Annotated in this window: 27 protein-coding genes; 10 read left to right on the forward strand and 17 right to left on the reverse strand. The window is 70.1% G+C overall.

Annotated features, from left to right (window positions below; all coding sequences use genetic code 11):
• Window positions 1-2: 2 nt before the first annotated feature.
• Window positions 3-176 (reverse strand): hypothetical protein, encoded by a 174-nt coding sequence (locus tag EDF27_RS19685; RefSeq protein WP_165931445.1) that lies wholly within the window; start codon window positions 174-176, stop codon window positions 3-5.
• 203 nt (window positions 177-379) lie between these two features.
• Entirely contained in the window at window positions 380-574 is a 195-nt protein-coding gene (locus EDF27_RS19690) for a helix-turn-helix domain-containing protein (RefSeq protein ID WP_165931446.1), read from the reverse strand.
• Window positions 575-682: 108 nt separating this feature from the next.
• On the opposite strand from EDF27_RS19690, the gene EDF27_RS10690 reads away from it, so the two are divergent.
• Window positions 683-1,312 (forward strand): hypothetical protein, encoded by a 630-nt coding sequence (locus tag EDF27_RS10690; RefSeq protein WP_132048738.1) that lies wholly within the window; start codon window positions 683-685, stop codon window positions 1,310-1,312.
• A gap of 1 nt (window position 1,313) precedes the next feature.
• A complete protein-coding gene (locus tag EDF27_RS10695; protein ID WP_132048740.1) occupies window positions 1,314-2,438 on the forward strand; it encodes a site-specific integrase in 1,125 nt (374 codons plus the stop codon).
• Window positions 2,439-2,459: 21 nt separating this feature from the next.
• Here EDF27_RS10695 and ychF read toward each other — a convergent pair whose 3' ends face one another.
• Together ychF and EDF27_RS10705 are read right to left on the reverse strand one after the other, a co-directional pair.
• On the reverse strand, window positions 2,460-3,533 hold the full coding sequence (gene ychF / locus EDF27_RS10700) for a redox-regulated ATPase YchF (protein ID WP_132048742.1): 1,074 nt from the start codon (window positions 3,531-3,533) through the stop codon (window positions 2,460-2,462).
• 11 nt (window positions 3,534-3,544) lie between these two features.
• Window positions 3,545-4,087: a hypothetical protein gene (locus tag EDF27_RS10705; protein ID WP_132048744.1), complete on the reverse strand. Its 543-nt coding sequence runs from the start codon at window positions 4,085-4,087 to the stop codon at window positions 3,545-3,547.
• 29 nt (window positions 4,088-4,116) lie between these two features.
• On the opposite strand from EDF27_RS10705, the gene EDF27_RS10710 reads away from it, so the two are divergent.
• From EDF27_RS10710 to EDF27_RS10725, 4 genes are all read left to right on the forward strand, one after another.
• Window positions 4,117-4,578, forward strand: a complete 462-nt coding sequence (locus tag EDF27_RS10710; protein ID WP_132048746.1) for a hypothetical protein — start codon at window positions 4,117-4,119, stop codon at window positions 4,576-4,578.
• 82 nt (window positions 4,579-4,660) lie between these two features.
• Window positions 4,661-5,296, forward strand: coding sequence for an exonuclease domain-containing protein (locus EDF27_RS10715; RefSeq protein ID WP_243698304.1), 636 nt, complete (start codon window positions 4,661-4,663; stop codon window positions 5,294-5,296).
• A gap of 60 nt (window positions 5,297-5,356) precedes the next feature.
• The gene (locus tag EDF27_RS10720) at window positions 5,357-5,833 is read left to right on the forward strand and encodes an SRPBCC family protein (protein WP_123703122.1); all 477 of its coding nucleotides are present in this window, start codon (window positions 5,357-5,359) and stop codon (window positions 5,831-5,833) included.
• Between the two features lie 80 nt (window positions 5,834-5,913).
• The gene (locus EDF27_RS10725; protein ID WP_123703125.1) at window positions 5,914-6,672 is read left to right on the forward strand and encodes a GntR family transcriptional regulator; all 759 of its coding nucleotides are present in this window, start codon (window positions 5,914-5,916) and stop codon (window positions 6,670-6,672) included.
• An 18-nt stretch (window positions 6,673-6,690) separates the two neighbouring features.
• On the opposite strand, the gene EDF27_RS10730 is transcribed toward EDF27_RS10725, so the two are convergent.
• The 10 genes from EDF27_RS10730 to iolC form a co-directional block, all read right to left on the reverse strand.
• Window positions 6,691-7,098, reverse strand: coding sequence for a tautomerase family protein (locus EDF27_RS10730; protein ID WP_132048747.1), 408 nt, complete (start codon window positions 7,096-7,098; stop codon window positions 6,691-6,693).
• Between the two features lie 137 nt (window positions 7,099-7,235).
• Window positions 7,236-8,348 (reverse strand): transaldolase family protein, encoded by a 1,113-nt coding sequence (locus tag EDF27_RS10735; protein ID WP_207909608.1) that lies wholly within the window; start codon window positions 8,346-8,348, stop codon window positions 7,236-7,238.
• Window positions 8,345-9,214, reverse strand: coding sequence for a sugar phosphate isomerase/epimerase family protein (locus tag EDF27_RS10740; protein ID WP_123654173.1), 870 nt, complete (start codon window positions 9,212-9,214; stop codon window positions 8,345-8,347). Before EDF27_RS10740 ends, EDF27_RS10735 begins: the two co-directional genes overlap by 4 nt.
• Window positions 9,214-10,266: a Gfo/Idh/MocA family oxidoreductase gene (locus EDF27_RS10745; RefSeq protein WP_132048749.1), complete on the reverse strand. Its 1,053-nt coding sequence runs from the start codon at window positions 10,264-10,266 to the stop codon at window positions 9,214-9,216. Before EDF27_RS10745 ends, EDF27_RS10740 begins: the two co-directional genes overlap by 1 nt.
• A 40-nt stretch (window positions 10,267-10,306) precedes the next feature.
• On the reverse strand, window positions 10,307-11,260 hold the full coding sequence (locus tag EDF27_RS10750) for a sugar phosphate isomerase/epimerase (protein WP_123703129.1): 954 nt from the start codon (window positions 11,258-11,260) through the stop codon (window positions 10,307-10,309).
• A gap of 31 nt (window positions 11,261-11,291) precedes the next feature.
• Window positions 11,292-13,196: a 3D-(3,5/4)-trihydroxycyclohexane-1,2-dione acylhydrolase (decyclizing) gene (gene iolD / locus EDF27_RS10755; RefSeq protein ID WP_132048751.1), complete on the reverse strand. Its 1,905-nt coding sequence runs from the start codon at window positions 13,194-13,196 to the stop codon at window positions 11,292-11,294.
• The gene (gene iolB / locus EDF27_RS10760) at window positions 13,193-14,128 is read right to left on the reverse strand and encodes a 5-deoxy-glucuronate isomerase (RefSeq protein WP_123654177.1); all 936 of its coding nucleotides are present in this window, start codon (window positions 14,126-14,128) and stop codon (window positions 13,193-13,195) included. The genes iolD and iolB overlap by 4 nt, the downstream gene beginning before the upstream one ends.
• A gap of 14 nt (window positions 14,129-14,142) precedes the next feature.
• The gene (locus EDF27_RS10765; RefSeq protein ID WP_132048753.1) at window positions 14,143-15,654 is read right to left on the reverse strand and encodes a CoA-acylating methylmalonate-semialdehyde dehydrogenase; all 1,512 of its coding nucleotides are present in this window, start codon (window positions 15,652-15,654) and stop codon (window positions 14,143-14,145) included.
• Window positions 15,651-16,595: a deoxyribose-phosphate aldolase gene (locus EDF27_RS10770; protein ID WP_165931447.1), complete on the reverse strand. Its 945-nt coding sequence runs from the start codon at window positions 16,593-16,595 to the stop codon at window positions 15,651-15,653. The genes EDF27_RS10765 and EDF27_RS10770 overlap by 4 nt, the downstream gene beginning before the upstream one ends.
• Window positions 16,588-17,580, reverse strand: a complete 993-nt coding sequence (gene iolC, locus EDF27_RS10775; protein ID WP_123654179.1) for a 5-dehydro-2-deoxygluconokinase — start codon at window positions 17,578-17,580, stop codon at window positions 16,588-16,590. Before iolC ends, EDF27_RS10770 begins: the two co-directional genes overlap by 8 nt.
• 176 nt (window positions 17,581-17,756) lie before the next feature.
• Between iolC and rmuC the strand changes: the two genes are divergently transcribed.
• Complete coding sequence (gene rmuC, locus EDF27_RS10780; protein WP_132048755.1) at window positions 17,757-19,007, forward strand: DNA recombination protein RmuC; 1,251 nt, start codon at window positions 17,757-17,759, stop codon at window positions 19,005-19,007.
• A gap of 242 nt (window positions 19,008-19,249) precedes the next feature.
• Here rmuC and glpX read toward each other — a convergent pair whose 3' ends face one another.
• A complete protein-coding gene (glpX, locus tag EDF27_RS10785) occupies window positions 19,250-20,239 on the reverse strand; it encodes a class II fructose-bisphosphatase (protein WP_123654181.1) in 990 nt (329 codons plus the stop codon).
• Between the two features lie 90 nt (window positions 20,240-20,329).
• On the opposite strand from glpX, the gene fbaA reads away from it, so the two are divergent.
• Together fbaA and EDF27_RS10795 are read left to right on the forward strand one after the other, a co-directional pair.
• On the forward strand, window positions 20,330-21,358 hold the full coding sequence (fbaA, locus tag EDF27_RS10790; protein ID WP_132048757.1) for a class II fructose-bisphosphate aldolase: 1,029 nt from the start codon (window positions 20,330-20,332) through the stop codon (window positions 21,356-21,358).
• A 67-nt stretch (window positions 21,359-21,425) separates the two neighbouring features.
• Window positions 21,426-22,688, forward strand: a complete 1,263-nt coding sequence (locus EDF27_RS10795; protein WP_132048759.1) for a M18 family aminopeptidase — start codon at window positions 21,426-21,428, stop codon at window positions 22,686-22,688.
• Window positions 22,689-22,781: 93 nt separating this feature from the next.
• Here EDF27_RS10795 and EDF27_RS10800 read toward each other — a convergent pair whose 3' ends face one another.
• On the reverse strand, window positions 22,782-23,450 hold the full coding sequence (locus EDF27_RS10800; protein WP_132048761.1) for a DUF6264 family protein: 669 nt from the start codon (window positions 23,448-23,450) through the stop codon (window positions 22,782-22,784).
• Window positions 23,447-24,505 carry a 4-hydroxy-3-methylbut-2-enyl diphosphate reductase gene (locus EDF27_RS10805; RefSeq protein WP_132048982.1) on the reverse strand — a complete coding sequence of 353 codons (1,059 nt, stop codon included), beginning with the start codon at window positions 24,503-24,505 and terminating at the stop codon, window positions 23,447-23,449. The genes EDF27_RS10800 and EDF27_RS10805 overlap by 4 nt, the downstream gene beginning before the upstream one ends.
• A 96-nt stretch (window positions 24,506-24,601) precedes the next feature.
• Here EDF27_RS10805 and xseA point away from each other — a divergent pair, with 96 nt between their 5' ends.
• The gene (xseA, locus tag EDF27_RS10810) at window positions 24,602-25,840 is read left to right on the forward strand and encodes an exodeoxyribonuclease VII large subunit (protein ID WP_132048763.1); all 1,239 of its coding nucleotides are present in this window, start codon (window positions 24,602-24,604) and stop codon (window positions 25,838-25,840) included.
• Window positions 25,841-25,849 lie beyond the last annotated feature (9 nt).

Raw genomic sequence — 25,849 nt, forward strand, 5'->3', positions numbered from 1 at the left:
GGTTACTGGTTGGACTGGGGCCCGGTTGCCGCCGGGCCCTTCTTCATGCCGTACGTCATGGTCTTGCCGGACCGAGACGGGCGACGTTCTGCTATTCGGTTGAGGTAGCGCAGCACCTCGGCTGCCACATCAGGTTCGAGGTTCAGCTGGAGCGGCTTGTCCGATACAGACGGCATCCGCAACCACTCCCGGCTGCGATCGAGGCCTCCGCGCGACGCGGGGTCCGGATCATGCCGACGAACCATCAAAGGGCCAGTGAGCTTCCAGTCGACCGGCTGACCCCCACCTTCGATCGCGCGCACAACTGCGTCGAACGTCGGATCCCGATGTGGGAGAACCCCGCGACCTTGGTCCGGCGAGGCTACTGACGGGTCGCGGGTCATCCGGCCTCCCGCAGCGAGGCCGTCGAGTTGCCCTCGATGAGAGCGGACACGTCCTCGCGCCGGACGTACACGCGGCGGCCGATCCTGACGACCTTGATCGGGCAGTCGCGCGAGCGCAGCCACATCCGAGCTGCACCTTCTGTCTTCCGAAGCAGCGGTGCCGCTTCTGGGACGGTGAGCAGAGTGCTCATCGACATCTCCTTCAACTCGAGCTTGCGCCGCCCTGACAAGGCGACACCATCAGTATGCGCAGCATGCGGAGGTTTGTCAAACGTACGAAAGTGGGGCAAGATCAGACCATGCCTTTCCTCATCACGAGCGTCAGTGATCACGACCCCTCCGTAGCTGACGCCACGCTCGAGCCCTTCCCCGGGTTCCGGGTTGTGCCCCGGTTGTTCGTGCGCGTCGAGGGGGAACTGAACGTCGAGTACGAACCAGAGTTCGAGATCACCTTCGACATGCCGACGAGTAAGTACCGACCGACGTTCGTGGGCATCCGCGCAGACGAGGTGAACGGCACGATGCTCCGGACCGTCCGCGTGACTGACTATGTGAAGGGGGCGGCCCGGCTCGGTATCTACCTGCCATTGGACGATGACGTTGATCAGGAGCCGCTCGCATCGCTGTTCGACTTCGACCGAGGCGAGTCCATCTACGGCGACGAGTTTGCCCACTACCTCGCGCAGGGCGGTCCAAACGCTCTGGCGATCGCTCACGTCGCCTTCAGTTATGTCTTCGCCCAGCTCGCGTCTGAGCCGCCGGCGAAGGCCGTCCAGCGAGACGTGCGACTAACGCCCCGGACTGCTGATAACTGGATCTCGAAAGCGAGGGCGGCTGGTCTGTTAAACCCGAGTGGGGACGAGAACGACGCCGCGCCGCAGCTCGAGGCATGGAGCACTGTCATGGAACGATTTGAGGGGATGTCTTGAGATGAGTGACGTCTACAAGCGCACGGACGGCAGCTACCGAGCGCGCTTTGAGTGGAGGGACGACGAGGATCGTCGTCGCGAGAAGACGAAAGTGTTCCGGCTGAAAGGCGACGCACAGCGCTGGCTCGATGACCAGCGGATTGCTTGGAAGACAGGTAGCTGGGTTGACCCGAATCACGGTGTCACCACTCTGCAGGACTTCTTCGATCAGTGGGCACCGCGACAGGTGTGGGAGCCGACCACCGTGACGGCGATGACGCTAGCCGTCGACAAGTGCTCGTTCCGAAACGTACGGCTCGACAAGCTTCGCCGGTCGCACGTCGAGCAGTGGGTGAAGGTGATGACCACGGATCTGGCTGCGTCAACCATCCACACACGAGTGAACAACGTTCGCAGCGCGTTACGGGCCGCGGTGCGCGACAAGTACCTCGGAGCCGACCCCTCAGAGGGCGTCGTTCTCCCCCGACGCCGACGCGCTGCGCAGGCAATGCGGATCCCGACACCTGCCGAGCTGGCGTCCGTGATTGACGCCGCGGACGACTGGTTCAAGACGTACATCCGCCTCTGCGCGTTCGCTGGGCTCCGACTCGGAGAGGCCTCTGCGGTTCAGGCCGGAGACATAGCGTTCCTCGAGCGGAGACTGCAGGTCCGCCGTCAGGTGCAGCGTGCTGGCGGACAGGAGGTTCGGATCTCGCCGCCAAAATACGGCTCAGAACGAGACGTGTACGTGCCGGACGAACTCACCGCGGCTCTGTCGTGGCACATCTCAGAAGTGGGTGTTCGAGGGGATGAGCGGTGGCTGTTCGTCGGGTCTGGCGGCAACCCTCCGCACGGGAACACCATCTACTACTGGTGGGCGAAGACCATCGCTGCAGCCGGCGTTGAGCCCTTCAAGCTCCACGACTGTCGCCACTTCTTCGCGTCTGGCCTGATCGCCGCCGGCTGCGACGTCGTGACCGTCCAGCGTGCATTGGGGCACCACTCCGCCACGGTCACGCTGAACACCTACGCGCACCTATGGCCGGACGCGGAGGACCGGACTCGTGCCGCAACCGCAGGCCTTATGCGCCAGGTTTCCGAGACGAACGCGGCACTGGTGCGGCACGGAGTGGCCGAAACGCTCTAGATCCGCGCAGAATCGGACCCGTCAGTTGTTGATGCGGAACTCCACCACGTCGCCGTCCTGCATGACGTAGTCCTTGCCCTCGATGCGGGCCTTGCCGTGCGCACGCGCCTCGGCGATCGACCCGGCCTCCATCAGGTCGGCGAAGGAGATGACCTCCGCCTTGATGAAGCCCTTCTCGAAGTCGGTGTGGATGACGCCGGCCGCCTGGGGAGCCTTCCAGCCCTTGCCGATGGTCCACGCGCGCGCTTCCTTCGGCCCGGCGGTGAGGTAGGTCTGCAGTCCGAGGGTGTCGAACCCGATGCGTGCGAGCTGGTCGAGCCCCGACTCGGTCTGGCCGGTCGACTCGAGCAGCTCTGCGGCGTCCTCGGGGTCGAGGTCGATGAGCTCGGACTCGATCTTCGCGTCGAGGAACACCGCCTGCGCCGGGGCGACGAGTGCGGACAGCTCGCCCTTGCGTGCCTCGTCGGTGAGGATCGCCTCGTCGACGTTGAAGACGAAGATGAACGGCTTCGCACTGAGGAGGCCGAGCTCGGCGATCGGCGACAGGTCGATCTTGGTCGCGGAGAGCAGTGTGCCCTGCTCCAGGGCGGCGCGCGCTTCGCGAGCGGTCTCGAGCACGATCGGCTCGGCCTGCTTCAGCTTCACGGTCTTCTCGTAGCGCGGGAGCGCCTTGTCGATGGTCTCGATGTCGGCGAGGATCAGCTCGGTGTTGATGACCTCGAGGTCGTCGGATGGCGAGACCTTGTTCGCCACGTGCACGACGTCGTCGTCGGCGAACCCGCGGACGACCTGCGCGATGGCGTCGGCTTCGCGGATGTTGGCGAGGAACTTGTTGCCGAGCCCCTCGCCCTCGCTCGCACCCTTGACGATGCCCGCGATGTCGACGAACGACACCGGCGCCGGCACGGTCTTCTCCGAGTTGAACAGCGTCGCGAGCTGGTCGAGCCGCGAGTCGGGCAGGTTGACGACACCGATGTTCGGCTCGATGGTGGCGAACGGGTAGTTCGCCGCCAGGACCTGGTTCTTGGTGAGGGCGTTGAACAGGGTCGACTTGCCGACGTTCGGGAGACCGACGATTCCGATGGTGAGAGCCACGGGAGTAGAGCCTAACGGTGGAGGGCCTGGACGGCTGCCGCGACCGTCGCGAAGACCTCGGCCTGGGCCCGCTGCGATGCGCGCCACCCACCGGTCACCTCGAGCGAGTGGTCGGCGCCGGCGACGGTCTGGAGGCTCGCAGCCGTCCGCGAGACGCGTTCCGGCCGCCACATGCCGTCGTCCGACCCCCCGATCGCGACGTGCGTGTCCGGTGCGGTCGCCAGCGCGGCGACCACGTCGTCGTTCGTGAGCACCGGCGTCAGCCACACACCGCGCACCTCGCGCCGCACGGCCCAGGGCAGCGCGAAGCACCCGAACGACTTGGCGATGACGAGGTCGGGCACGCGTTCGCCGATCGCCGACCGGACGGCCGCCTCGACGAACGCGACGGGTGCACTCGCCGCAGTCTCGTCCACGGTCCAGGTCGGCGCGATGACCTCGCAGCCGGCGTCGACCGCGATCTGCCGGGACCACCACAACAGCGGCGCCTGCTGTCCGTACCCGGCGCCCTGGAGCAGCAGCACGAGTGGGCGTCGCATGGTCTCGTTCCCCATGTCCCAACCGTACGTGGCAGCCTGGCTGCATGTGGTTCGAACGCGATCGGCTCGGCGTGCACTCGATGGGGCACGATGCCCGAGGACAGCGGCGGTACTTCACCCCCGAGACGATCGACGCGCTCGGGGCGTTGCCCCCGCGAGAACTCGAGGACTTGCACGACGTCCTCGCGCAGCTCGAAGCCGACGTCCTCGTCGAGTACGACCCGGAGGACGCGTCGATCGACCACGACGACGAGGACCGGCACCGACTCGTGACGCTCCCGGTCGACTTCGCGTTCCCGCCGACCACCACCGACCTCGCCACGGCGTTCACCGCACACGTCCAGAGCGTCCCGCTCCGCTGGCGTCTCGACGTCGCAGCGGTCGCGTTCGAGCTCGTCGGGACCCTCCTCGACCCGTACTGGGCGGAGCAGCGGGCACGCCGGACTGCGACGTGGCGCATCACCGCACGACGCCGTCGCGGCTCCCGGCGGTCCCGACGCCGCTGAACCGCGCCGTCGAGGAGCTCGCGCCGGCGCAACGCCGTCCCGCGTTCCGACGATGTCGGCGCCCCGTGCGACGATCGGTTCCGTGCCGTTGAACTTCACCGCGATCGACTTCGAGACCGCGAACAGCTCGCCCGCCAGTGCGTGCTCGGTCGGACTCGTCAAGGTCCGGGCCGGCAAGGTCGTCGAACGGGCGTCGTGGTTCATCCGACCGCCGTTCGGGCACGACGCCTTCCTCGAGTGGAACACCCGCATCCACGGCATCGTCGCCGAGGACGTGGTCCGCGCGAAGACGTGGGAGCAGCAGTACCCCGACCTCGTCGCGTTCGCCGAGGGGGACGTCCTGGTGGCGCACAACGCCCGGTTCGACATGGGTGTGATCGCAGGCGGCTGCTCGGCGACCGGCATCGAGCTCTCCGAGCACCACTCGATGTGCTCGCTGCAGGTCGCGCGGCGGACGTACACGCTCGACTCGTACCGGCTGCCGGTCGCGGCGATGGCCGCCGGCTTCGAGGGCTTCCAGCACCACGACGCCGCGGCCGACGCCGAAGCGTGCGCGGCGATCGTGATCCACGCTGCCGGACGGCACGCTGCGGACACGGTCGAAGCACTCGGCGCAGCAACACGGGTGACGATCAACCCGGTGCGGATCCGTGCCGAGAAGCCGAAGGCGGCGAACCAGCCCCGGCTCTCGAACCGCCCGATGATCTTCGCGGACTGACCAGGCCGGACCGAACCGACGGACCTCCCGGCCGGGCCGCCACAGCGCTACGCTCACCGCATGGCGACCCCCAGCACGATCCAGCGCGAGACGGTCATCGCCGCGCGCCCGTCCGAGATCGTCCCGTACCTCGCGGACCTGCACCGCTGGGTGGAGTGGTCGCCGTGGGAGGGGCAGGACCCGGCCCTGCAGCGCGAGTACGGCGGCACCCCGGGCACGGTCGGGTCCACGTACGCGTGGAAGGGCAACCGCAAGGCCGGTGCCGGTTCGATGGCGATCACGAAGGTCGCCCCGGCAGAGGTCGACGTCGACCTGCAGTTCACCGCACCGTTCAAGTCGTCCAGCGCGGTCGCGTTCCGGTTGACGGACGTGAGCGATGCTGACCACGCGGATGCGGCCACACGCCTCGTCTGGTCGATGACGAGCCCGCAGAACCTGATGTCCCGCGTGATGGGCGTCTTCGTCAACATGGACAAGTTCCTCGGCGGCGACTTCGAGAAGGGGCTCGCGAAGCTCAAGGCGGCGGTGGAGCGCTGACGGAACGGACGCCGATGGTATTGTCACGACAATCCCACGCGGCACCGATGCCGTGCACCCGCACCTCCTGAAGGACCCAGATGACCAACGAAGGCCAGCTGCCGTCCGACCTGTTCATGGACCTGGACCGGTCGGGCCCGATGCCCCTCTACTTCCAGGTCGCCTCGCGCATCGAGGAGTCGATCCGCTCCGGCGCGATGCCTCCCGGCGCCCGCCTCGAGAACGAGATCGCCCTCGGTGAACGGCTCGGCCTGTCCCGCCCGACGATCCGACGCGCGATCCAGGACCTGGTCGACAAGGGCCTGCTCGTCCGCCGCCGCGGCATCGGCACGCAGGTCGTGCACGGCCCGGTGACGCGCAAGGTCGAGCTCACGAGCCTCTACGACGACCTGGCGCAGGGTGCGCAGAAGCCGGCGACGACGCTCCTGGAACGGAACGACGTGCCGGCGCCGGACGTCGTGGCCGAGGCGCTCAGTGTCGAGCCGGGGACGATCGTCGCGCACATCCGCCGGGTCCGGTTCGCCGAGGACGTGCCGATGGCCATCCTCGAGAACTACCTGCCGCCGGAGTTCCTCGACATCACGGAGACCGACCTGCAGGCGCACGGGCTCTACCAGCTGCTGCGTGCCCGCGGCGTCACGATGCGCGTCGCGAAGCAGCGGATCGGCGCGCGGGCGGTCACCGACGAGGAGGCCGGTCTCCTCGAGATCGAGGACGGCGACCCCGTCCTGACGATGAGCCGCACCGCGTACGACGCCTCGGGCCGAGCGGTCGAGTACGGCGTGCACTGCTACCGCCCGGACCGCTACTCGTTCGAGGTCACGCTCGTCGACAAGTAGGCCGTCGTCCGCTGCGCCTCACGCCAGTGCGGGCACCCCGAGCTCGCCGGTGACGTACTGTGCACGCCCGAAACCGAACGACCAGTCCTGCGGGCCGTTCTCGACGTAGCCGATGAAGACGTCCTCCGATGCGACGCCGATCCCGGCGAGCGCGTCGTGGATCGCCGCGTAGAGCGTGGTCTTCGCCTCGTCGGTCCGGCCGCGCTGCGTGAACACCTGGATCATCACGACGCCGTCGGTGCGCTCGAAGCCGAGCCCCGCGTCCTCGGCGATGATCTGCTGCGCCGGGTGCTCGGTGATGATCTGGAACCGGTCGCGCAGCGGGATCCCGTAGACGTCGACGATGGCGGTGTGGATCGCGTCCGCGATGGCGCGGACGGCTTCCGGGCTGCGCCCGGTGGCGAGGTCGATACGGACGAGCGGCATGGCGCCTCCTGCAGTTCGGGACTTTGTCCTGACAAACTAACATGAATCGGCCGGCGACACCACGACGGCCTGGAGGCTCGGTGCCAGCTGGCACCGAGCCTCCAGGCCGGTGGGGTGTCGCGTCGGACGCGCGCTGCCTAGACGGCCGGCACGATGATGTCGCGCACCAGCGCGTCGAGCTGCGCATCGGCGTCCAGGAACTGGCGGAGCGTCGTCACGGTCGCGCCGAACCGCTCGAACTCGTCGATGGTCATGCCGTCGACGTCGTAGCCGCGGGCGAACTCCGGCGTCGCCTTCCGCAGCGCGTCGAGCACGTGCGCCGGGACCTCGTCGTCGATCGCGTCCGGCCGGAACGGGAACGCGTTGGCGTTGATGTCCTTCGACCACTGGAAGGGCGGGGAGACCACGAGGTCGCCGCCCTGGAACTCGGACCACTGCAGGGCGTTGCGGAACGCGGCGACGAGCACACGGGATCGGAAGCCGCGCTCCCGGAAGACCCGGTACGCGTTCTTCACCGCCGCGACGCCGGCCCACTCGAGGTACCCGGGGTCGATCATGACGTGGTCGCGCTTGACGACCGTCTTCAGCCAGTCGTCGAGGCGACCCGCCATCAGCGTCACCACGTGGCCGAACTCCTGCTCCGGCAGGCCGTCGGCGGCGCGACGGTCGAGCGCGCGCTCGATCGCCTCTCCGACGGCGACGACCTGGGCGACCGAGAACGACACCGTCGCGTTGATCGAGACACCGCGGTAGGCCGCTTCCTCGATCGCGGCGATGCCGGTCTTCGTCGCGGGGATCTTCACGATGATGTTCGGCGCGAGCCCGGAGAACCGCACCGCCTGCTCGACCAGTGCGTCCTGGTCGCGGTGGAAGCGCGGGTCGGTCTGCATCGAGAGCCGGCCGTTCCGCCCACCCGACGCCTCGAACGCGGGCAGCAACTGTGCGGCCGCGGCGATCGAGAGCTCCTCGACGGCCTTCCAGCCGATCCAGGACTCCCCCGCGGTCGGGTGCTCGGCTGCGATCTGCCGGATCCGCGGCACCCAGGTCTCCGGGTCCTGCTTGATGCAGGTGTAGGCGATGACCGGGTTGCAGGTGGCGCCGACGGCACCGTACTCGGTGATCGCGGTGGCGAGCTCGCGCGGGTCGGCGGAGTCGTTCCACAGCGCGGTCGGGGTCTGCTCCGCCGCCTGGCGGGTGACCGGGCGGGCGTCGGTCTCGGTGGTGACCGGTGTGTCGAGGGTGTTCGTCATCGGTGCAGTCCCTTCGTGATCGTGTCGAGTTGGAAGCGCGAGACCTCGTCGGCGTTCTCGTCCTCGGCGAAGACGCTCGACACGGCGACCGTGTCCTCACGCGCGGTGAACCCCACGCGGTCGAGCGCGGCCCAGAACCGGTCGAAGTCGACGTCGCCCTGGCCCACCGGGAGGTGCTGGTGGACACGCACGGCGTTGCCCGGCGGGTTGGTGATGTACCGGAGGCCGTGCGACCGGTTGTGGTCGAAGGCGTCGGCGACGTGGACCAGCTGGAGCGAGTCGCCGGCGGCGTCGATGATCGCGTCCATGTCCCCGCCGTAGTGGAAGGTGTGGCACGCGACGTAGACGAAGCCGACGTGCTTCGAGTTCAGCCCGCGGATGACGCGGAGCGCTTCGAGGCCGTCCTCGACGAAGTCGTCCGGGTGCGGGTCGATCAGCACGCGGAGGTCCGCGTCCTCGATGATCGGCAGGAGCTCCTCCATGGCCCAGTAGAACTGCGCCTCGGACTCCTCGGCACGCTCGGGACGGCCGGAGAACTCGGTGTTGATCGTGTCCACACCGAGGCGCTTCGTGATCTCGATGACGCGCTTCCACTGCTTGACCGCGGTCTCACGGGTCTCGCGGTCGGGGCCCGACCAGCGGAGCACCGGCAGGACGCTCGCCACCTGGACCCCGGCGTCCGTGCACGCCGCCGCGAAGGCGTCGACGAGGTCGTCGTCGGCCTTCGGGTGGCGGAAGAACGGGATGAAGTCCTTGTGCGGGGTCAGCTGGAGGTACTCGTAGCCGAGGTCCGCGACCTTCTGCGGGAACTCCAGCAGCGACAGGTCGTGGTGGAACGGGGTCGGGTCGAGGGCGATCTTCGGCATCAGGCCCCCGCGAGTGCGTTCGCACCGGCGTCGTAGAACGCCGGCTTCGCGGTGGCGTAGGTGACGGACTCGAGTGCGCCGGACTGCTGCGCACGGACCGCGACCTCGGCCACGACGGAGGCCGTGTAGCCGTCCCAGGCGCTCGGGCCGTCGATGCCGCCCTGCTTCGCGGCGTCCACCCAGCGCTGGACCTCTTCGTCGTAGGCCGCACCGAACCGCTCGACGAACGACGGGGTCACGCCCTGGCCGGAGACCCCCTGCGACACGAGGTTCAGCGAGGTCTCCCGCCCGATGTACGCCACGCCGGACTCGAAGACCGCGTCGGTCGTCACCTGGTAGCCGAACTGGGCGTTCACGTTGATCTCGACGATCGCCATGGTGCCGGACTCGGTGGTGAACAGGACGAACTGCGGCTCGGGCAGGTCGGCCGGGGCCAGGGAGTTCTTCCGCGGCTTCTTGACCTCCACGCTCGTGATCGCCTCGCCGGTGATGAACGGGATGATGTCGATCTCGTGGATCACCGAGTCGTGGATGAGCATCGACTCGCTGAAGTTCGGCGGCGTGGTCGGGTTCCGGTGCGCGTGGTGCAGCGCGAGGAGGGCGCCGTTCGAGCCGGACTCGCGGAGCGCCTTGAGCTCCTGGTAGCCCTTGTCGAAGCGGCGCATGAAGCCGACCTGGATCTTCGGGCGGTCCGCCGTGGCCTGCTCGAGCTCCACGATCCGGAGGGAGTCCTCGGCGCTCGTCGTGAGGGGCTTCTCGCAGAGCACGGCGAGGCCGCGCTCGAGCGCCGGCACGAGGACCGGCTCGTGCAGGAAGCCCGGCGTCGCGACGATGACGGCGTCGATCCCGGTGGCGTCGAGCGCTTCCTCGAAGGAGGCGGCGGCGATCGCGCCGGGGGCCTTCGCGGCGGCGGCCGTGGCGCGCGCCGTGTCCGGGTCGACGATCGCGACGACGTCGGCGCCCGCGATGGTCGAGGTGATGCGACGGATGTGGTCGCTGCCCATCGCGCCCGCGCCGACGACGGCGACGCGGAGGTTGTCAGTGGTGCTCATGGTGTGCTCCTGCGGTGGTGGAGTGCTGCTGGTGGACGGCTCAGGACGCGCGGGCTGCGGACGTCGAACCGAGGATGTGCTGGAAGGTGCGGTCGGCGATCGGGCCGGGGGCGTCGACCGAGCAGCCGTACATGTCCTGCTCGACGATGCCGAAGACGTCCGGGTTGATCGCCGCGACCGCCTCGATGATCGGCGCGAGCGCGGGGACGCCGTGCGGGGGCTCGGTCATGATGCCCTGGGACACGGCGGTGGCGAACGGCACGTCGTTCTTCAGCACGTCGAAGAGCAGGTCGGTGTCCACCTGCTTGAGGTGCAGGTAGCCGATGCGCTCGGGGTGCTCCGCGATCAGCTTCAGGTTGTCGCCCCCGTAGTAGGCGAAGTGCCCGGTGTCGAGGCAGAGGTTCGTGTACTCGGGGTTCGTGACCTCGAGGAAGCGCACCGTCTCCTTGTACGTCCCGACGTGGCTGTCCGCGTGCGTGTGGAACTGCTGGTGGACGCCGTACTCCTCGAGCAGCGCCTTGCCGAGCTGGTCGTGTCCCTTGCCGAGGCGCTCCCACTGCTCGTCGGTCAGCGTGCGCGACTCGAGCACTTCCTCCGTCGCATCGGAGCGCCAGAGGTCCGGGATCGTCACGAGGTGTTCCGCGCCGAGCTTCGACGCGAGGCCGGCGACCGCCACGGCCTGGTCCCACGCGCGCTGGAACTGGTCCTCGCCCTTGTGGAACCCGGTGAAGACCGTGCCTGCCGAGAGCTCGAGCCCGCGGGACTCGAGCTCGTCGGAGAGCTGGGCGGGGTCGGTCGGCAGGTACCCGTACGGGCCGAGCTCGATCCACTGGTAGCCCGCCGCGGCCGCCTCGTCGAGGAAGCGCTGCCACGGGACCTGCTTCGGGTCGTCGGGGAACCAGACGCCCCACGAGTCCGGCGCGGTGCCGATCCGGATGGAGGCCGGCGCTGCGTCCGTCGAGGGATTGCCGATGGGGGTGGCGGTGTCGGTCATGACGTCGCTGTCGCTTTCTGTGTCGGAGGGGTCAGCCGAGCAGGGGCCGCTGGTTCGCGACCTGCTGCTCGTAGGCGGTGCGGGCGGCCCGGGTACTCGGCAGCGTCGAGGTCTGCGCGACCGGGACGTCCCACCAACCGGCGCCGTCGGGGGCGTACACGAGCGGGTCCGAGTTGACGTGCACGAGCGTGGTGTGGTCGTTCGCCTTCGCCTGGCGCACCGCGGCCTTGAGGTCCTCGATGGCGTCGGGCCCGGGCTGGACCTCGATCACGTCGACGCCGTAGGAACGCGCGTTCGCCGCCAGGTCGACGGGCAGCGGTTCGCCGTTCTCGAAGGACTCGGTCTCGTCGAGGTAGCGGTACTTCGTGCCGAAGCGCTCGGACCCGACGGTCTCGGACAGGTGCCCGATCGACGCGTAGCCGTGGTTCTGGATGAGCACGACGATGATCTTGATGCCCTCGGCCACGGCCGTGACGAGCTCGGTGTGCAGCATCAGGTAGGAGCCGTCGCCGACCATCACGATCGCGTCCCGGTCGGGGGCGCCACGACGGACGCCGATGCCACCGGCGATCTCGTAGCCCATGCACGAGAACGCGTACTCGACGTGGTAGCCGAGCTCGTCCCGCACGCGCCACAGCTTGTGCAGGTCGCCGGGCAGCGAGCCGGCGGCCTGGATCACGACGTCACGCGGGTCGGAGACCTCCTGCACCGCGCCGATGATCTCCGGCTGGCCGGGCAGCGCGTTGCCGGACGGCGCGAACGCGGCGTCCACCAGGGCGTCCCAGTCCTGCTTCCGCGAGGCGATCTCCGCGGCGTACTCCGCGTCCACGGTGAACGCCGGGTCCGCAAGCGACGCGGTCAACGCGACCAGGGCCTCCCGGGCGTCGGCGACCAGCGGGAGCTGCGTGCCGTGCTTGTACGCGTCGAACGCGGCCACGTTCACGTTGACGAACGTGACGTCCGGGTCCTGGAACGCGGTCCGCGACGCCGTCGTGAAGTCGCTGTACCGGGTGCCGATCCCGATCACCACGTCGGCGGAGGCGGCGATCGCGTTCGCGGCGGCCGTGCCGGTCGCACCGATGCCACCGAGGTACTGCGGGTGGTCCCACGTGAGCGAGCCGCCACCCGCCTGCGAGGTGCCGACCGGGATGCCGGTCGCCTCGACGAACGCGGCGAGCTCGGGAGCGGCGTCCGCGTAGAGGACCCCGCCGCCGGCGACGATCACCGGACGCTTCGCGTCCCGGATCGCCGCGACCGCACGGGCCAGGGGTCCGTGCTCCGGCAGCGGGCGACGGATGTGCCACTCGCGCGGCTGCAGGAAGGCGACGGGGACGTCGAACTCCTCGGCCTGCACGTCCTCCGGCAACGCGATCGTCACCGCACCGGTCTCCGCCGGGTCGGTGAGCACGCGCATCGCGGCGAGCGCGATCGAGAACAGCTGCTCCGGACGCTCGACACGGTCGAAGTAGCGGGACAGCGGGCGGAACGCGTCCGTGACCTGGATCGAGGTGTCGTGCGGCATCTCGATCTGCTGCAGCACCGGGTCGGTGGTGCGCGTCGCGAAGGTGTCGGACGGCAGCAGCAGCGCCGGCAGGCGGTTCGTGGTCGCGAGGGCGGCCGCCGTGAGCATGTTCGCGGCGCCGGGCCCGACCGACGCCGTCGAGGCGAAGGTCGCACGGCGGCGGTGCATGCGTGCGAAGCCGACGGCCTCGTGCACCATCGCCTGCTCGTTGCGGGCCTGGTGGTACGGCAGGAGACCGGGCTGCTCGACGTGGAGCTGCTTGATCGCCTGTCCGAGACCCGCGACGTTGCCGTGCCCGAAGATCCCGAAGATCCCCGGGATCGTCCGTTCGCGGACGTCGCCGTCGACGGTCCACTGGTTGGCGAGGAACTCGACGAGTGCCTGGCCGACCGTCATCCGACGCGTGGTCGTCATCGGACTTCCTCCTTGCCGTAGGGCAGGCGCGGGTCGAGCGTCTCGCTCGCCCACACCTGGCGGACCCAGCCGTGGGCGGGGTCGTCGGTGATGTTCCAGACGCGCTCCGGATCCGGCCCGGCCATCACGTTGAGGTAGTACATGTCGTAGCCAGGGGCCGCGACGGCCGGACCGTGCCAGCCGTACGGCACCAGGGCGATGTCGCCGGTGCGGACCTCGCGGAACTCGTCGATCGCGCGGTCGTCCGAGGCGTAGGTCCGGTGCAGGGCGAACGGGTCGGCGGTCTCCGGTGCCACGCCTTCCGCACCGCGGGTCACCGCGGACTCGTAGTAGTAGATCTCCTCGAGGTTCGACTCCTCCCCCGGCACGTTCGTGTCGTGCTTGTGGGGCGGGTACGACGACCAGTTGCCGGCCGGCGTGATCACCTCGCACACGATGAACTTGACCGCGTCGAGTGCTGCCGGGGTGCCGAAGTTGTGCACCTGGCGGCTCGACTGGCCGGCGCCGCGGAGCTCCACGGGCACGTCCTGCCGGGGCAGGTACGTGGTGGGCTTGACCGTGTCGGTGGGCGCTTCCGCGACCGCCACGCGACCTGCTCCGGTGATCCGTGCCTCCGTCCCGGATCCCAGGTAGAGGACGTCGGTCGGACCGTCGAAGACGCTGGCGCGTCCTTCGAGCGCTTGCACGCCGCCGCCGTGGGTCTGCTCGCCGCCGCCGTACGTGACCGTGAAGCTGCCGGCCAGCGGCACGACGATGCGTTCCACGGCGTCGGCGTTCAGCTCGAGCGAGCTTCCGTCGGTCAGCGTCCCGGTCCGGAGACCGGTGTGCGCCCACCCCTCGATGCGACCGTCGACCACGTCGGTCCAGCCCGCGTCGGGGCGGGTGCCCCGCGGGACGAACCAGGAGTCCTGCTGCTGCTGTTCCTGCGTCATCGCCTTCGTCCGGGTCAGTTGTTCGACGGGAAGCCGAGGTTGATGCCCCCGTGCGACGGGTCCAGCCAGCGGCTCGTGATCGCCTTCTGGCGGGTGAAGAAGCTCACGCCGTCGGCGCCGTACGCCTTGTGGTCGCCGAACAGCGAGTTCTTCCAGCCGCCGAACGAGTAGTACGCGACCGGGACCGGGATCGGCACGTTGATGCCGATCATGCCGACCTGCACGTCGCGCTGGAAGCGGCGGGCGGCGCCACCGTCGTTGGTGAAGATCGCGGTGCCGTTGCCGAACGCGCCACTGTTGATGAGCTCGAGGCCCTCTTCGTAGGTGGCCACCCGGACGATCGACAGCACCGGTCCGAAGATCTCCTCGGTGTAGACGCGGCTGGTGGTCGGCACCTGGTCGATCAGCGTCGGGCCGAGCCAGAAGCCGTTCGCGTCACCGTCGGGCTGCACGTCGCGGCCGTCGACGACGACCACCGCGCCGTCCTGCTCGGCGACCTCGATGTAGGAGGCGACCTTGTCGCGGTGCTGCTTCGTGACGAGCGGGCCCATGTCGCACCCGCGACGACCGTCGCCGATGCGCAGCGTGGCCGCGCGCTCCGTGATCTTCTCGATGAGCTCGTCGGCGACGGGCTCGACGGCGACCACGACGGAGATCGCCATGCAGCGCTCACCGGCGGAGCCGAAGCCCGCGTTGATCGCGTTGTCCGCGACGAGGTCGAGGTCGGCGTCCGGCAGCACGAGCATGTGGTTCTTCGCGCCGCCGAGGGCCTGCACGCGCTTGCCGTGCTTGGTTCCGGTCTCGTAGACGTACTGCGCGATCGGGGTCGAGCCGACGAACGAGATCGACTCGACGTCCGGGCTCGTGAGGAGCCCGTCGACGGAGGCCTTGTCGCCGTTCAGCACGTTGAAGACGCCGTCCGGGAGCCCGGCTTCCTTGAACTTCTCGGCGAGCCAGATGGCGGCGCTCGGGTCCTTCTCGCTCGGCTTCAGCACCACGGTGTTGCCCGCCGCGATCGCGATCGGCAGGAACCACAGCGGGACCATCGCCGGGAAGTTGAACGGGCTGATGATGCCGACGACGCCGAGCGGCTGACGGATCGAGTACACGTCGATGCCGGTCGAGACCTGGTCGCTGAACTCGCCCTTGAGCAGCTGCGGGATGCTCGTCGCGAGCTCGACCACTTCCTGCCCGCGGGCGATCTCGCCGAGCGCGTCGTCGATGACCTTGCCGTGCTCGCTGGTGATGATCTCGGCGAGCTCGGCCTTGTCGCGGTTCAGGATCTCGCGGAAGGCGAAGAGGATCTGCTGGCGCTTGGCGAGCGAGAGGTTGCCCCACGCCGGGAACGCCGCCTTCGCGCTGGCGATCGCCGCCTGGATCTCGTCCTCGTTCGCGAGGGCGACCTGCTTCGTGGCGACGCCGATCGCCGGGTCGTAGACCGGGGCGGTGTTGCCCGAGGTGGACTCGACGCGCTTGCCGTCGATCCAGTGGCCGATCGTCGTGGTGACGGTGTCCGAGATGGTCATGCGTTGGTTCCTTCGAGAGTGGTGGTGGTCACGTCTTCGTGGTGGGTGCTCGTGCCGGTGTGGACGAGGCCCGCGGCGACGTCCACCGCGGCGGCGACGTCGCCGTCCGGCGGGTACAGCAGGGTGCGGCCGACGACGAGGCCGCGGACGCCGGGCAGGGCCAGCGCGTCCGCCCACTTCGCGTACGTCTCGAGCGGCTTGCTCGACGGGTCGCCGCCGAGCAGGAGCGTCGGCAGCGTCGTCGCCGCCATCACCCGCTCCATGTCGTCGACGACGGGGATCTTCAGCCAGCTGTAGGCGCTGGTCTCGCCGAGGCCCGCGGCGATGGCCATCGAGGTGATCACGGCGTCGGCGGTCAGGTCGTTCACGACCTTGCCGTCCCGCCAGGTGGACATGAAGGGCTCGAGCATGATCGGCAGGCCGTTCGCCGCCGCCTCGGTGACCGCCCGCGCCGTCGCCTCGAGCGTCGGTGCCGTGCCGGCGTCGGCGAGGTTGATCCGCACGAGCAGCTTGGCGAAGTCGAGGCCGGCGTCCTTGATCGAGCGCGCCGAGTACGCGGTGTAGCGGTCGTCCATCTCGAACGACGCCCCGCGGAGCCCGCCGCGGTTCATCGAGCCGACGACGACCTTGTCGTCGAGGGCACCGAGGAGCGCCAGGTCCTCGAGGATGTCCGGCGTGCCGAGCACCCCGTCCACGCCGGGGCGGCTGACGGCGACCACGAGCCGTTCGAGCAGGTCGTACCGGTCCGCCATCGCGGACTCGTCGTCCCGCACGGCCAGGGCACCGCGTGCCGGGTGGTCGGCGGCGACGATGAAGAGCTTGCCGTCGTCGGCGAGCAGGTCGCGCTTGCGACGACCGTCGAGCGCGGCCTGCACCCGCTCCGGGTGGGCGGCGCGGACGTCGCGCAGCCGGGCGAAGTCAGCGTGGCTGATCTCAGGCATGGATGGCCTCTTCCGTCGGGTTCTCCTGCAGGAACGTCTCGATCTCGTCGCTCGTCGGCATCGCCGTCGAGCACTCGAACCGCGTGGCGACGATGGCACCGGCCGCGTTCGCGAAGGCGAGGATCCGCTCGAGGCCCCAGCCCTGCAGCAGGCCGTGGGTGAGCGCCCCGCCGAAGCCGTCGCCCGAGCCGAGCCCGTTGACGACGTCGATGTGGTGCGGGCGGAGCTCGACGAACTCGTCCCGGGTCTTCGCGAGGACGCCCTTCGGCCCCTGCTTGACGATGGCGATCTCGACGCCGCGCTCGAGCAGGGCGTCGGCCGCGCGGACCGGGTCGGTCTCCCCGACGGCGACCTCGCACTCCTCGCGGTTGCCCACGGCGACGGTGGCGTGGTCGAGGGCGACCGCCACCTCACGCGTCGCGGCTGCCGGCGAGGACCAGAACATCGAGCGGTAGTCCAGGTCGAGGACGGTGTGGAGGGCTGTGGGTGCCTTCGCCTCGGTCCGCGCCTGGAACGCGACGTGGTGCGCGCTGCGGCTCGGCTCCTCGCTGAGGCCGGTCACCGTGGTCCAGAACACCTTCGCGCGCTCGATCTCGTGCAGCGGGAGGGACTTCGCGGTGATCATCAGGTCCGGCGCCTTCGGGGCCCGGTAGAAGTAGAGCGGGAAGTCGTCCGGCGGGAAGATCTCGCAGAAGGCGACGGGGGTGTTCAGCCCCTCGACGGTGTCGATGAACGCGTTGGCGACGCCGAACTCCGGGAGCGTGCGGGCGATGTACCGACCGAACGGGTCGTTGCCCGTGCGGGTGATGACGGCGGCGTCGGCGCCGTGCCGGGCTGCGGCGATGGCGACGTTCGTGGCGCTGCCCCCGACGGACTTCGAGAACGTCGCGACGTCCTCGAGCGGGCCCGTCTGCTGGGGGTAGATGTCGACGCTCACGCGACCCATCGTGATCACGTCGTAGGCGTGGGGAGCTTCGTTCGTCATGCGACGTGAGGGACCTTCCGTGCGGCTTCATCGGCGGACGATCACGACTGTACACCTTCCTTGGCTTAATGTCATGACATGGTTTCGGACGCCGTCTCGACGGCTGCACCGGCCGGCCTGGAGGCTCGCCCCGCGTCCTGCCGGCGGGTGTCGGTGGGTCCTGGGAAGGTCTGGTCATGGACTTCCCCGCCCTGCTCATCGGCCTCCTGATCGGCGCGCTCGCGGGCGCCGCCGTCGCGTGGTCGTCCGCCCGGAGCCGCGCCGGCGCCGCCTCCGCGACGGCTGATGCGCTCCGCGCTCGCTTGGAAGAGGTCCGTCGCGACGCCGATGACCGCCTCGACGCGCAGGACACCCAGTACCGGCGACAGGTCGACTCACTGGAACGGCGGGCGGCCGAGCTCGAGCACCTCGTGCAGCGCATGCACGGCGCCGAGTCCGCCCGGGCGCAGGACGAGTCGAAGGTGCTCACCGCGCTCAGCCCCGTCGCGGACACCCTGGACGTGATGCGCGCCAAGATCGCCGAGCTCGAACGCTCCCGCAGCGAGCAGTACGGCGCGATCTCCACGCAGCTGCGATCGGCCGCCGAGTCCGAAGAGCGTCTGCGCGCCACCGCGGAGACGCTCGCGAGCGCACTCTCCGCCAACAACACCCGCGGGGTCTGGGGCGAGACGCAGCTCCGGAACGTGGTCGAGGCAGCGGGACTCCTCGAACGCGTCGACTTCGACGTGCAGTCCTCCGTCACCACGTCCGCCGGTGCCGCACGGCCCGACATGATCGTGCACCTGCCCGGCGGCAAGAGCATCGCCGTCGACGCCAAGGTGCCGTTCAGCGCCTACCTGCAGGCGATGGAGATCCCCGCGTCCGCCGTCGGCGCCGAGGGGGCGCGACGCACGCAGCTGATGGCGCAGCACGTCAAGGCGCTGCGCGTGCACGTGGACGCCCTCGCCGCGCGGGAGTACTGGTCCGGGTACGACGCCTCACCCGAGCTCACGGTGGCGTTCATCCCGTCGGAGTCGCTCATCGCGAGCGCCCTGGCCGCGGATCCCGGCCTGCTCGACCACGCCTTCCGGAAGCGGGTCGCACTCGCCTCGCCGGTCACGCTGTGGTCGGTCCTCAAGACCGTGGCGTTCTCCTGGCAGCAGGACGTCGTGACCGCTGAGGCCCGTGAGCTCTTCCGGGTCTCGCGGGAGCTCTACGGCCGCCTGTCGACCATGGCCGGCCACGTGGACAAGCTCGGGCGGGCGATCCGGGGCAGCGTCGTGGACTACAACCGGTTCGTGGGGTCGCTCGAACGCCAGGTGCTGCCGAGCGCGCGGCGGCTGTCACTGCTCGACGAGTCGAAGGTGATCGCGGACCCCACCACGATCGAGGACGAGCCGCGCCTGCTCACCGCACCGGAGCTCGTCGGCGCCGACCGCGACGACTAGCGACGGCGGGCACCGTCGCGCGGCGGCGTCCGTCGCGCGTGCCCGCCCGTCGCGCGTGCCCGCCCGTCGCGCGCGCTGCCCGCTCCCCGTCGCGCGTGCCCGCCCGCCGCGCGTGCCCGCCCGCCGCGCGCGGTGCGGATCGCTCCCGCACAACCAAAACCGAACTGCACCACGTGTTCACGTGGCGCAGTTCGGTTTTGGTTGTGCGAGATTCGCCGGCGGCGCGCGCCGGCGTCAGCGGATCAGAACCACTTCTCGGCGCGGTGGTCCGCCTGGATGCGGCGGATGGTGTTCGAGCGCGAGCGCAGCACGAGCGAGTCGGTGTGGATGACCCCGCGCGAGCGGCGGACACCGTCGACGAGGACGCCGTCGGTGACACCGGTGGCGACGAAGAACGTGTTGTCGCCCGTGACCAGGTCGTCCTGGTCGAGGACCTTGTCCAGGTCGTGACCGGCGGCGATGGCGCGCTCGCGCTCCTCGTCGTCCTTCGGCTGCAGCTTGCCGAGGATCACACCACCGAGCGCCTTGATCGCGCACGCCGTGATGATGCCCTCGGGGGTGCCGCCGACACCGACGCACATGTCGATCGGCGAGCCGGGCAGCGCCGCGGCGATGCCACCGGCGACGTCACCGTCGAGCAGCAGCCGGGTACCGGCACCGGTCGCACGGATCGCGCGGATCAGCTCGTCGTGACGAGGACGGTCGAGCACGGCGATGACCATGTCCTCGAGGTCCTTGTGCTTCGCCTTCGCCAGCGCACGGATGTTCTCCCCGATCGGCTTCTCCAGGTCGAGGACACCGCGACCATCGGGTCCGGCGGCGATCTTGTCCATGTAGAAGACGGCGGACGGGTCGTACATCGAGCCGCGGTCCGAGACGGCCATCACGGAGATGGCGTTCTGCCGGCCGGCGGCGGTGAGCGAGGTGCCGTCGATCGGGTCGACCGCGATGTCGCAGGCCGGGCCGTGCCCGTTGCCGACGTGCTCGCCGTTGTAGAGCATCGGGGCGTTGTCCTTCTCGCCCTCACCGATGACGACGACGCCGTCGAAGTTCACCGTGCCGAGGAACTTACGCATCGCGTCGACGGCAGCGCCGTCCGCGAGGTTCTTCTCGCCACGACCGACCCACGGCTGCGCCCGGATCGCCGCTGCCTCCGTCGCACGCACGAGTTCGAGGGCCAGGTTGCGGTCGGGCTGGAGGAACAGGGAGCCGGTTTCAGTGGTGGGAGTCACGCCCGCCAGCCTACTCAGCGGTGCCGGGGTCACACACCGGAGCGGCTGACTACGATCGGTTCGGACGCCACCGAGTCGAAGGAGATCCACGTGCCCATCGCAACGCCGGAACAGTACGCCGAGATGATCGACCGCGCGAAGGCCGGCAAGTTCGCCTACCCCGCGGTCAACGTGTCCTCGTCGCAGACCATCAACGCGGTCCTCCAGGGCCTCACCGAGGCCGGCTCGGACGGCATCCTGCAGGTCACGACGGGTGGTGCCGACTACTTCGCCGGCCACACCGTCAAGAACCGTGCCGCCGGTGCCCTCGCGATGGCCAAGTTCGCGCACGAGGTCGCCAAGAACTACCCCATCACGGTGGCGCTGCACACGGACCACTGCCCGAAGGACGCCCTCGACGGCTTCGTCCTCCCGCTCATCGCGGCGAGCGAGGAAGAAGTCCGACACGGCCGCAACCCGATCTTCCAGTCGCACATGTGGGACGGCTCGGCCGTGCCCCTGGACGAGAACATCGAGATCGCCCGCACGATGATCGAGAAGACCCGCAACATCAACGCCATCCTCGAGGTCGAGATCGGCGTCGTCGGCGGCGAGGAGGACGGTGTCGAGCACGAGGGCACGAACGACGCCCTGTACACGACCTCCGGCGACGTGGAGCGGGTCGTCGACGCCCTCGGCCTGGGCGACAGGGGCCGCTGGATCGCCGCCCTCACCTTCGGCAACGTGCACGGCGTCTACAAGCCGGGCAACGTGAAGCTCCGACCCGAGCTCCTCGGCGAGATCCAGGCAGCGGTCGCGGCGAAGCACGGCACCGGCGAGAACCCCCTCGACCTCGTCTTCCACGGCGGCTCCGGCTCGACCGACGACGAGATCCACGAAGCGGTCCGCAACGGCGTCATCAAGATGAACATCGACACCGACACGCAGTACGCGTTCACCCGCTCGATCGCCGGGTCGATGTTCACCAACTACGAGGGCGTCCTGAAGATCGACGGCGAGGTCGGCAACAAGAAGCAGTACGACCCGCGTGCATGGGGCAAGGTCGCCGAGACGGCGATGGCCGCCCGCGTGGGCGAGGCCGCGAAGGTCCTCGGCTCGGCCGGTCACAGCCAGAGCTGATCCACAGAGCACCATCCGGGAGGGCCGGGGCGCGTCCGCAGGGCGCGTCCCGTGCCACGATGGTCGGGTGACCGTCGACGCCATCGCCTCCGAGTTCGCCCACTTCGTCACCGAGTCGCCGACGGCGTTCCACGCCGCGGCCGTGACCCGCGACCGGCTCGTCGCCGCCGGCTTCGCCGAGCTCGTCGAGCAGGACGCCTGGCCGACCGAGCCCGGCGCGTACGTCGTCGTCCGTGACGGCGCGGTGATCGCCTGGCGCGTCCCGACCGGGGCGACCGCGACCACCCCGTTCCGCATCCTCGGCGCGCACACCGACTCCCCCGGCTTCCGCATCAAGCCGAACCCCGTCGTCCGTGTCGGCGGCTGGGAGCAGTTGAACGTCGAGGTCTACGGCGGTCCGATCCTGTCGACGTGGTTCGACCGGGACCTGCGGATCGCCGGCCGGGTCGTCCACGCCGACGGCACGGTCACGCTGCTCGACACCGACGCCGTCGCCCGGATCCCGAACCTCGCGATCCACCTCGACCGCGGCGTCAACGCCGGCAACGAGATCGACCGGCAGCGGCACACCCTTCCCGTGGTCGGCACGGACGGCACCGCTGCCGGCGGCGTCGACGCGCTGCAGTGGCTCCGCGGCCGCGTCGGGGAGACCGCCGTCTCGTGGGACCTCTTCCTGGCCGACACGCAGGCTCCCGCGCGGGTCGGGATCGACGGGTCGTTCCTGGCGTCGGGCCGGATGGACAACCTCACCAGCGTGCACGCCGGACTCCGCGGGATCATCGACGCCCCGACCGACGGTGCGCACATCCCGGTGTTCGCGGCGTTCGACCACGAAGAGGTCGGCTCCGCGACCCCGTCCGGCGCGGGCGGCCCGTTCCTCGAGGACGTCCTCGGCCGCGTGCAGGAGGGCCTCGGCGCCACCCGCTCCGAGGCCGCCCGGGCGTTCCGCGCCTCGTGGCTGCTCTCGAGCGACGCCGGGCACCTGGTGCACCCGAACTACGCGGAGAAGCACGACCCGACCAACCGGCCGCGGCCGGGCGGCGGTCCGCTCCTCAAGATCAGCGCGAACCAGCGCTACATGACCGAGGCGAAGGGCGAAGCCGTCTTCGCTGCGGCCTGCGACGCGGCCGGGGCGGCGTACCAGCCGTTCGTGAACGTCAACACGATCCCGGGCGGCTCCACGATCGGTCCGATCGCGGCGACCCGGCTCGGGATCCCCACGGTCGACATCGGCGTCGGGCTGCTCTCGATGCACTCGGTCCGCGAACTCGTGCACGTCGAGGACCTCGCGGCGCTGCACGGCGCCGTCACGAGCTTCCTGGCGGGCTGACGGCGGCGGGCCCTGGCTCGGCGGCCCTCGGCTGGGCCCGGGCCTGGGCTTGGGCTTGGGTCATGGCCTCGGCCTGGCCGGTCTGGGTCCCGGTCAGGAACCGGCGTGCTGCACGAGCCACGCCATGAAGTGGCCGTCCTGCATCACGACGGTGAGGAACGCCGACATCGTGACCACGGTCGCGACGACGCCCCCGAGGAGCGGCACCCAGACGGTGCGCTTCCGGCGGCGGAGACGGACGATCGACCACCAGGCGACGAGGACGAACACCACGACGCTGCCGAGGGCGCTCACGATCGCCGCCGTCGTCAGGGCACCCGGGTCGGACAGGGCCGTGTACCGGAGCTCGAGTTCGCGGGCGACGCCGGACGCCACGGTGCCGACGGACAGCGACTGCACGACCGAGACGAGCCCGAACGCGAGCAGCATCACGGAGAGCAGGAAGTCGGCGGGCGATGCGCCGAAGCGGGCGGCGACGGGGCCGTCGGCCGGTGCCTGGTCCCGGGCCGGAGCGGGCGTCCGGGACGCTGTGGTCGTCGGTGGCGCAGTGCTCGTCCGGGGTGCCCCGGTGGCGGCTGCCTGCTGTGCGGCGCGGGCCTGTTCGCGGCGTTCCTGCTCCGCGAGGACCGGGTTGACCCAGCCGTCGGGGGCGTACTCGCCGTACTGCGGGGCCGGACGACCCTGGACGCGGACGTCCGCCGTGCCGGCGTGGTCAGGAGCCGCGCGGTCCGGGACCGCGGACCACCCGTCGTCGGCGCTCACCGGTTCCGCCCGCCCAGCGCGCGCGTCGGGTTGCCCGCCGCGTCGGTGCGGAGTTCCTTGGGCAGGGAGAACATCAGGTCCTCGTGCGCGGTCACGACCTCTTCCACGCTGCCGTAGCCCGCGTCCGCCAGCTGTTCGAGCACCTCGTGCACGAGTTCTTCGGGCACCGACGCACCGCTCGTGACGCCGACGGTCAGCACGCCGTCGAGCCACTCCTGCCGGATCTCCTCCGCGTAGTCCACGCGGTGGGCCGCACGTGCGCCGTGCTCCAGCGCCACCTCGACCAGGCGGACGCTGTTCGACGAGTTCGCCGAGCCGACGACGATCACCAGGTCGGCCTGCGGAGCGACCTTCTTGATCGCGACCTGCCGGTTCTGCGTGGCGTAGCAGATGTCGTCCGAGGGCGGGTTCTCGATGGTGGGGAACTTCTCGCGCAGGAGCCGGACGGTCTCCATCGTCTCGTCGACGCTCAGCGTGGTCTGGGAGAGCCACACGAGGTTGTCGGGGTCGTCCACCACCAGGTCGGCGACGTCCTCGGGTCCGTTCACCAGGATCGTGCGCTCGGGTGCGTGCCCCATCGTGCCCTCGACCTCTTCGTGGCCGGTGTGCCCGATGAGGATGATCGTGCGCTCGGCCTTCGCGAACCGGGTGGCCTCGCGGTGCACCTTCGTGACGAGGGGGCAGGTCGCGTCGATGGCGTGCAGGTCGCGCTCGGCGGCACCGGCGACGACCGCGGGCGAGACGCCGTGGGCACTGAACACGACGTGCGATCCGCGGGGCACCTCGGCGACGTCGTCGACGAACACGGCACCGCGCTGCTCGAGCGTCGACACGACGTGCACGTTGTGGACGATCTGCTTCCGGACGTAGACGGGTTCGCCGTACTGTTCCAGGGCCTTCTCGACGGCGACGACGGCGCGGTCGACCCCGGCGCAGTACCCGCGGGGCGCCGCGAGCAGGACCTTCTTCGTCCCCGTGACCGGGTCGTTCCGCAGCCGACCGCGCGGCGCGGGGCTGCGCGGCGGGGCGAGTGGGACCGAGTGGCCGTTGGTGATCGTCACGTCCCCGATGATAGGTGAGCGGGACCGACACCGGCTGGGCGCACGTCAGCGGTGTCCGGCACGATGGGACCGCACCACCAGGAGGAGCGCATGGCGATCGAACAGGGACCCCCGACGGCCGACAACCCGTGGCCCGTCGCGCTGCTCGGCGCGAAGATGCGGGACTGGATCGACCGCCTCGGCACCGCCTGGGTCGAGGGCGAGATCACGCAGTGGAACGTCGCCGGCGGCAACGTCTACGGCAAGCTCAAGGACGTCGAGGTCGACGCGACCGTGTCGTTCTCGATCTGGTCGAGCGTCCGCTCCCGGGTCCCCGCCGACCTGAAGCAGGGCGCGCGGGTCGTCGCGGCCGTCAAGCCGAACTACTGGGTCAAGGGCGGCTCGCTGACGATGCAGGTCGTCGAGATGAAGCACGTCGGCCTCGGTGACCTCCTCGAGCGTCTCGAACGCCTGCGCCGGACCCTCGCGGAAGAGGGCCTCTTCGACCCCGCGCGCAAGCGTCGGCTGCCGTTCCTCCCCCACCGCATCGGGCTGGTCACCGGCAAGGACTCCGACGCCGAGAAGGACGTCAAGCGGAACGCCCAGCTGCGCTGGCCGCAGGTGGAGTTCCGGACGATCCACGCCGCGGTGCAAGGCGAGCGTGCCGTCGCCGAGGTGACCGCCGCGATCCAGGAACTCGACGCCGACCCCGAGGTCGACGTCATCATCATCGCCCGCGGTGGCGGCGACTTCCAGAACCTGCTCGGCTTCAGCGACGAAGGACTCGTCCGTGCCGCTGCCGCCGCGACGACCCCGATCGTCTCGGCGATCGGGCACGAAGCCGACCGGCCGATCCTCGACGAGGTCGCGGACCTCCGGGCGTCGACCCCGACCGACGCCGCCAAGCGCGTGGTGCCCGACGTCGCCGAGGAACTCGCGAACGTCCGGCAGGCCCGGGCCAGGCTCGGGCTGCGGCTCTCGCACACGCTCTCGGTCGAGGCGGACCGGATCGCGGCGCTCCGCTCCCGTCCGGCGCTCGCCTCCACCGCCTGGCTCGTCGACACCCGCGCCGAGGAAGTGGCGCGCGACCTCTCCCGCGCCCGGGAACTCCTCGACCGCCGCATCGAGCGGTCGCACTCGGACGTCGGGCACCTGACCGGCCGACTCCGGGCGCTCTCGCCGCGCGACACCCTGCGTCGCGGCTACGCCATCGTGCAGACCACGGACGGCGCGGTCGTCCGTGCCGCGGCCGACCTCGACGGCCTGACGGACGTCCGGGTCACCCTCGGCGCCGGCACCGCGACCGGAACGCTCGAGTCGGAGGGCCCGGGCCCCGACGGCGAAGGCTGATCCGGAGCG

Source organism: Curtobacterium sp. PhB136, assembly GCF_004346855.1.
In the GTDB taxonomy this organism is placed as follows: Bacteria; Actinomycetota; Actinomycetes; order Actinomycetales; family Microbacteriaceae; genus Curtobacterium.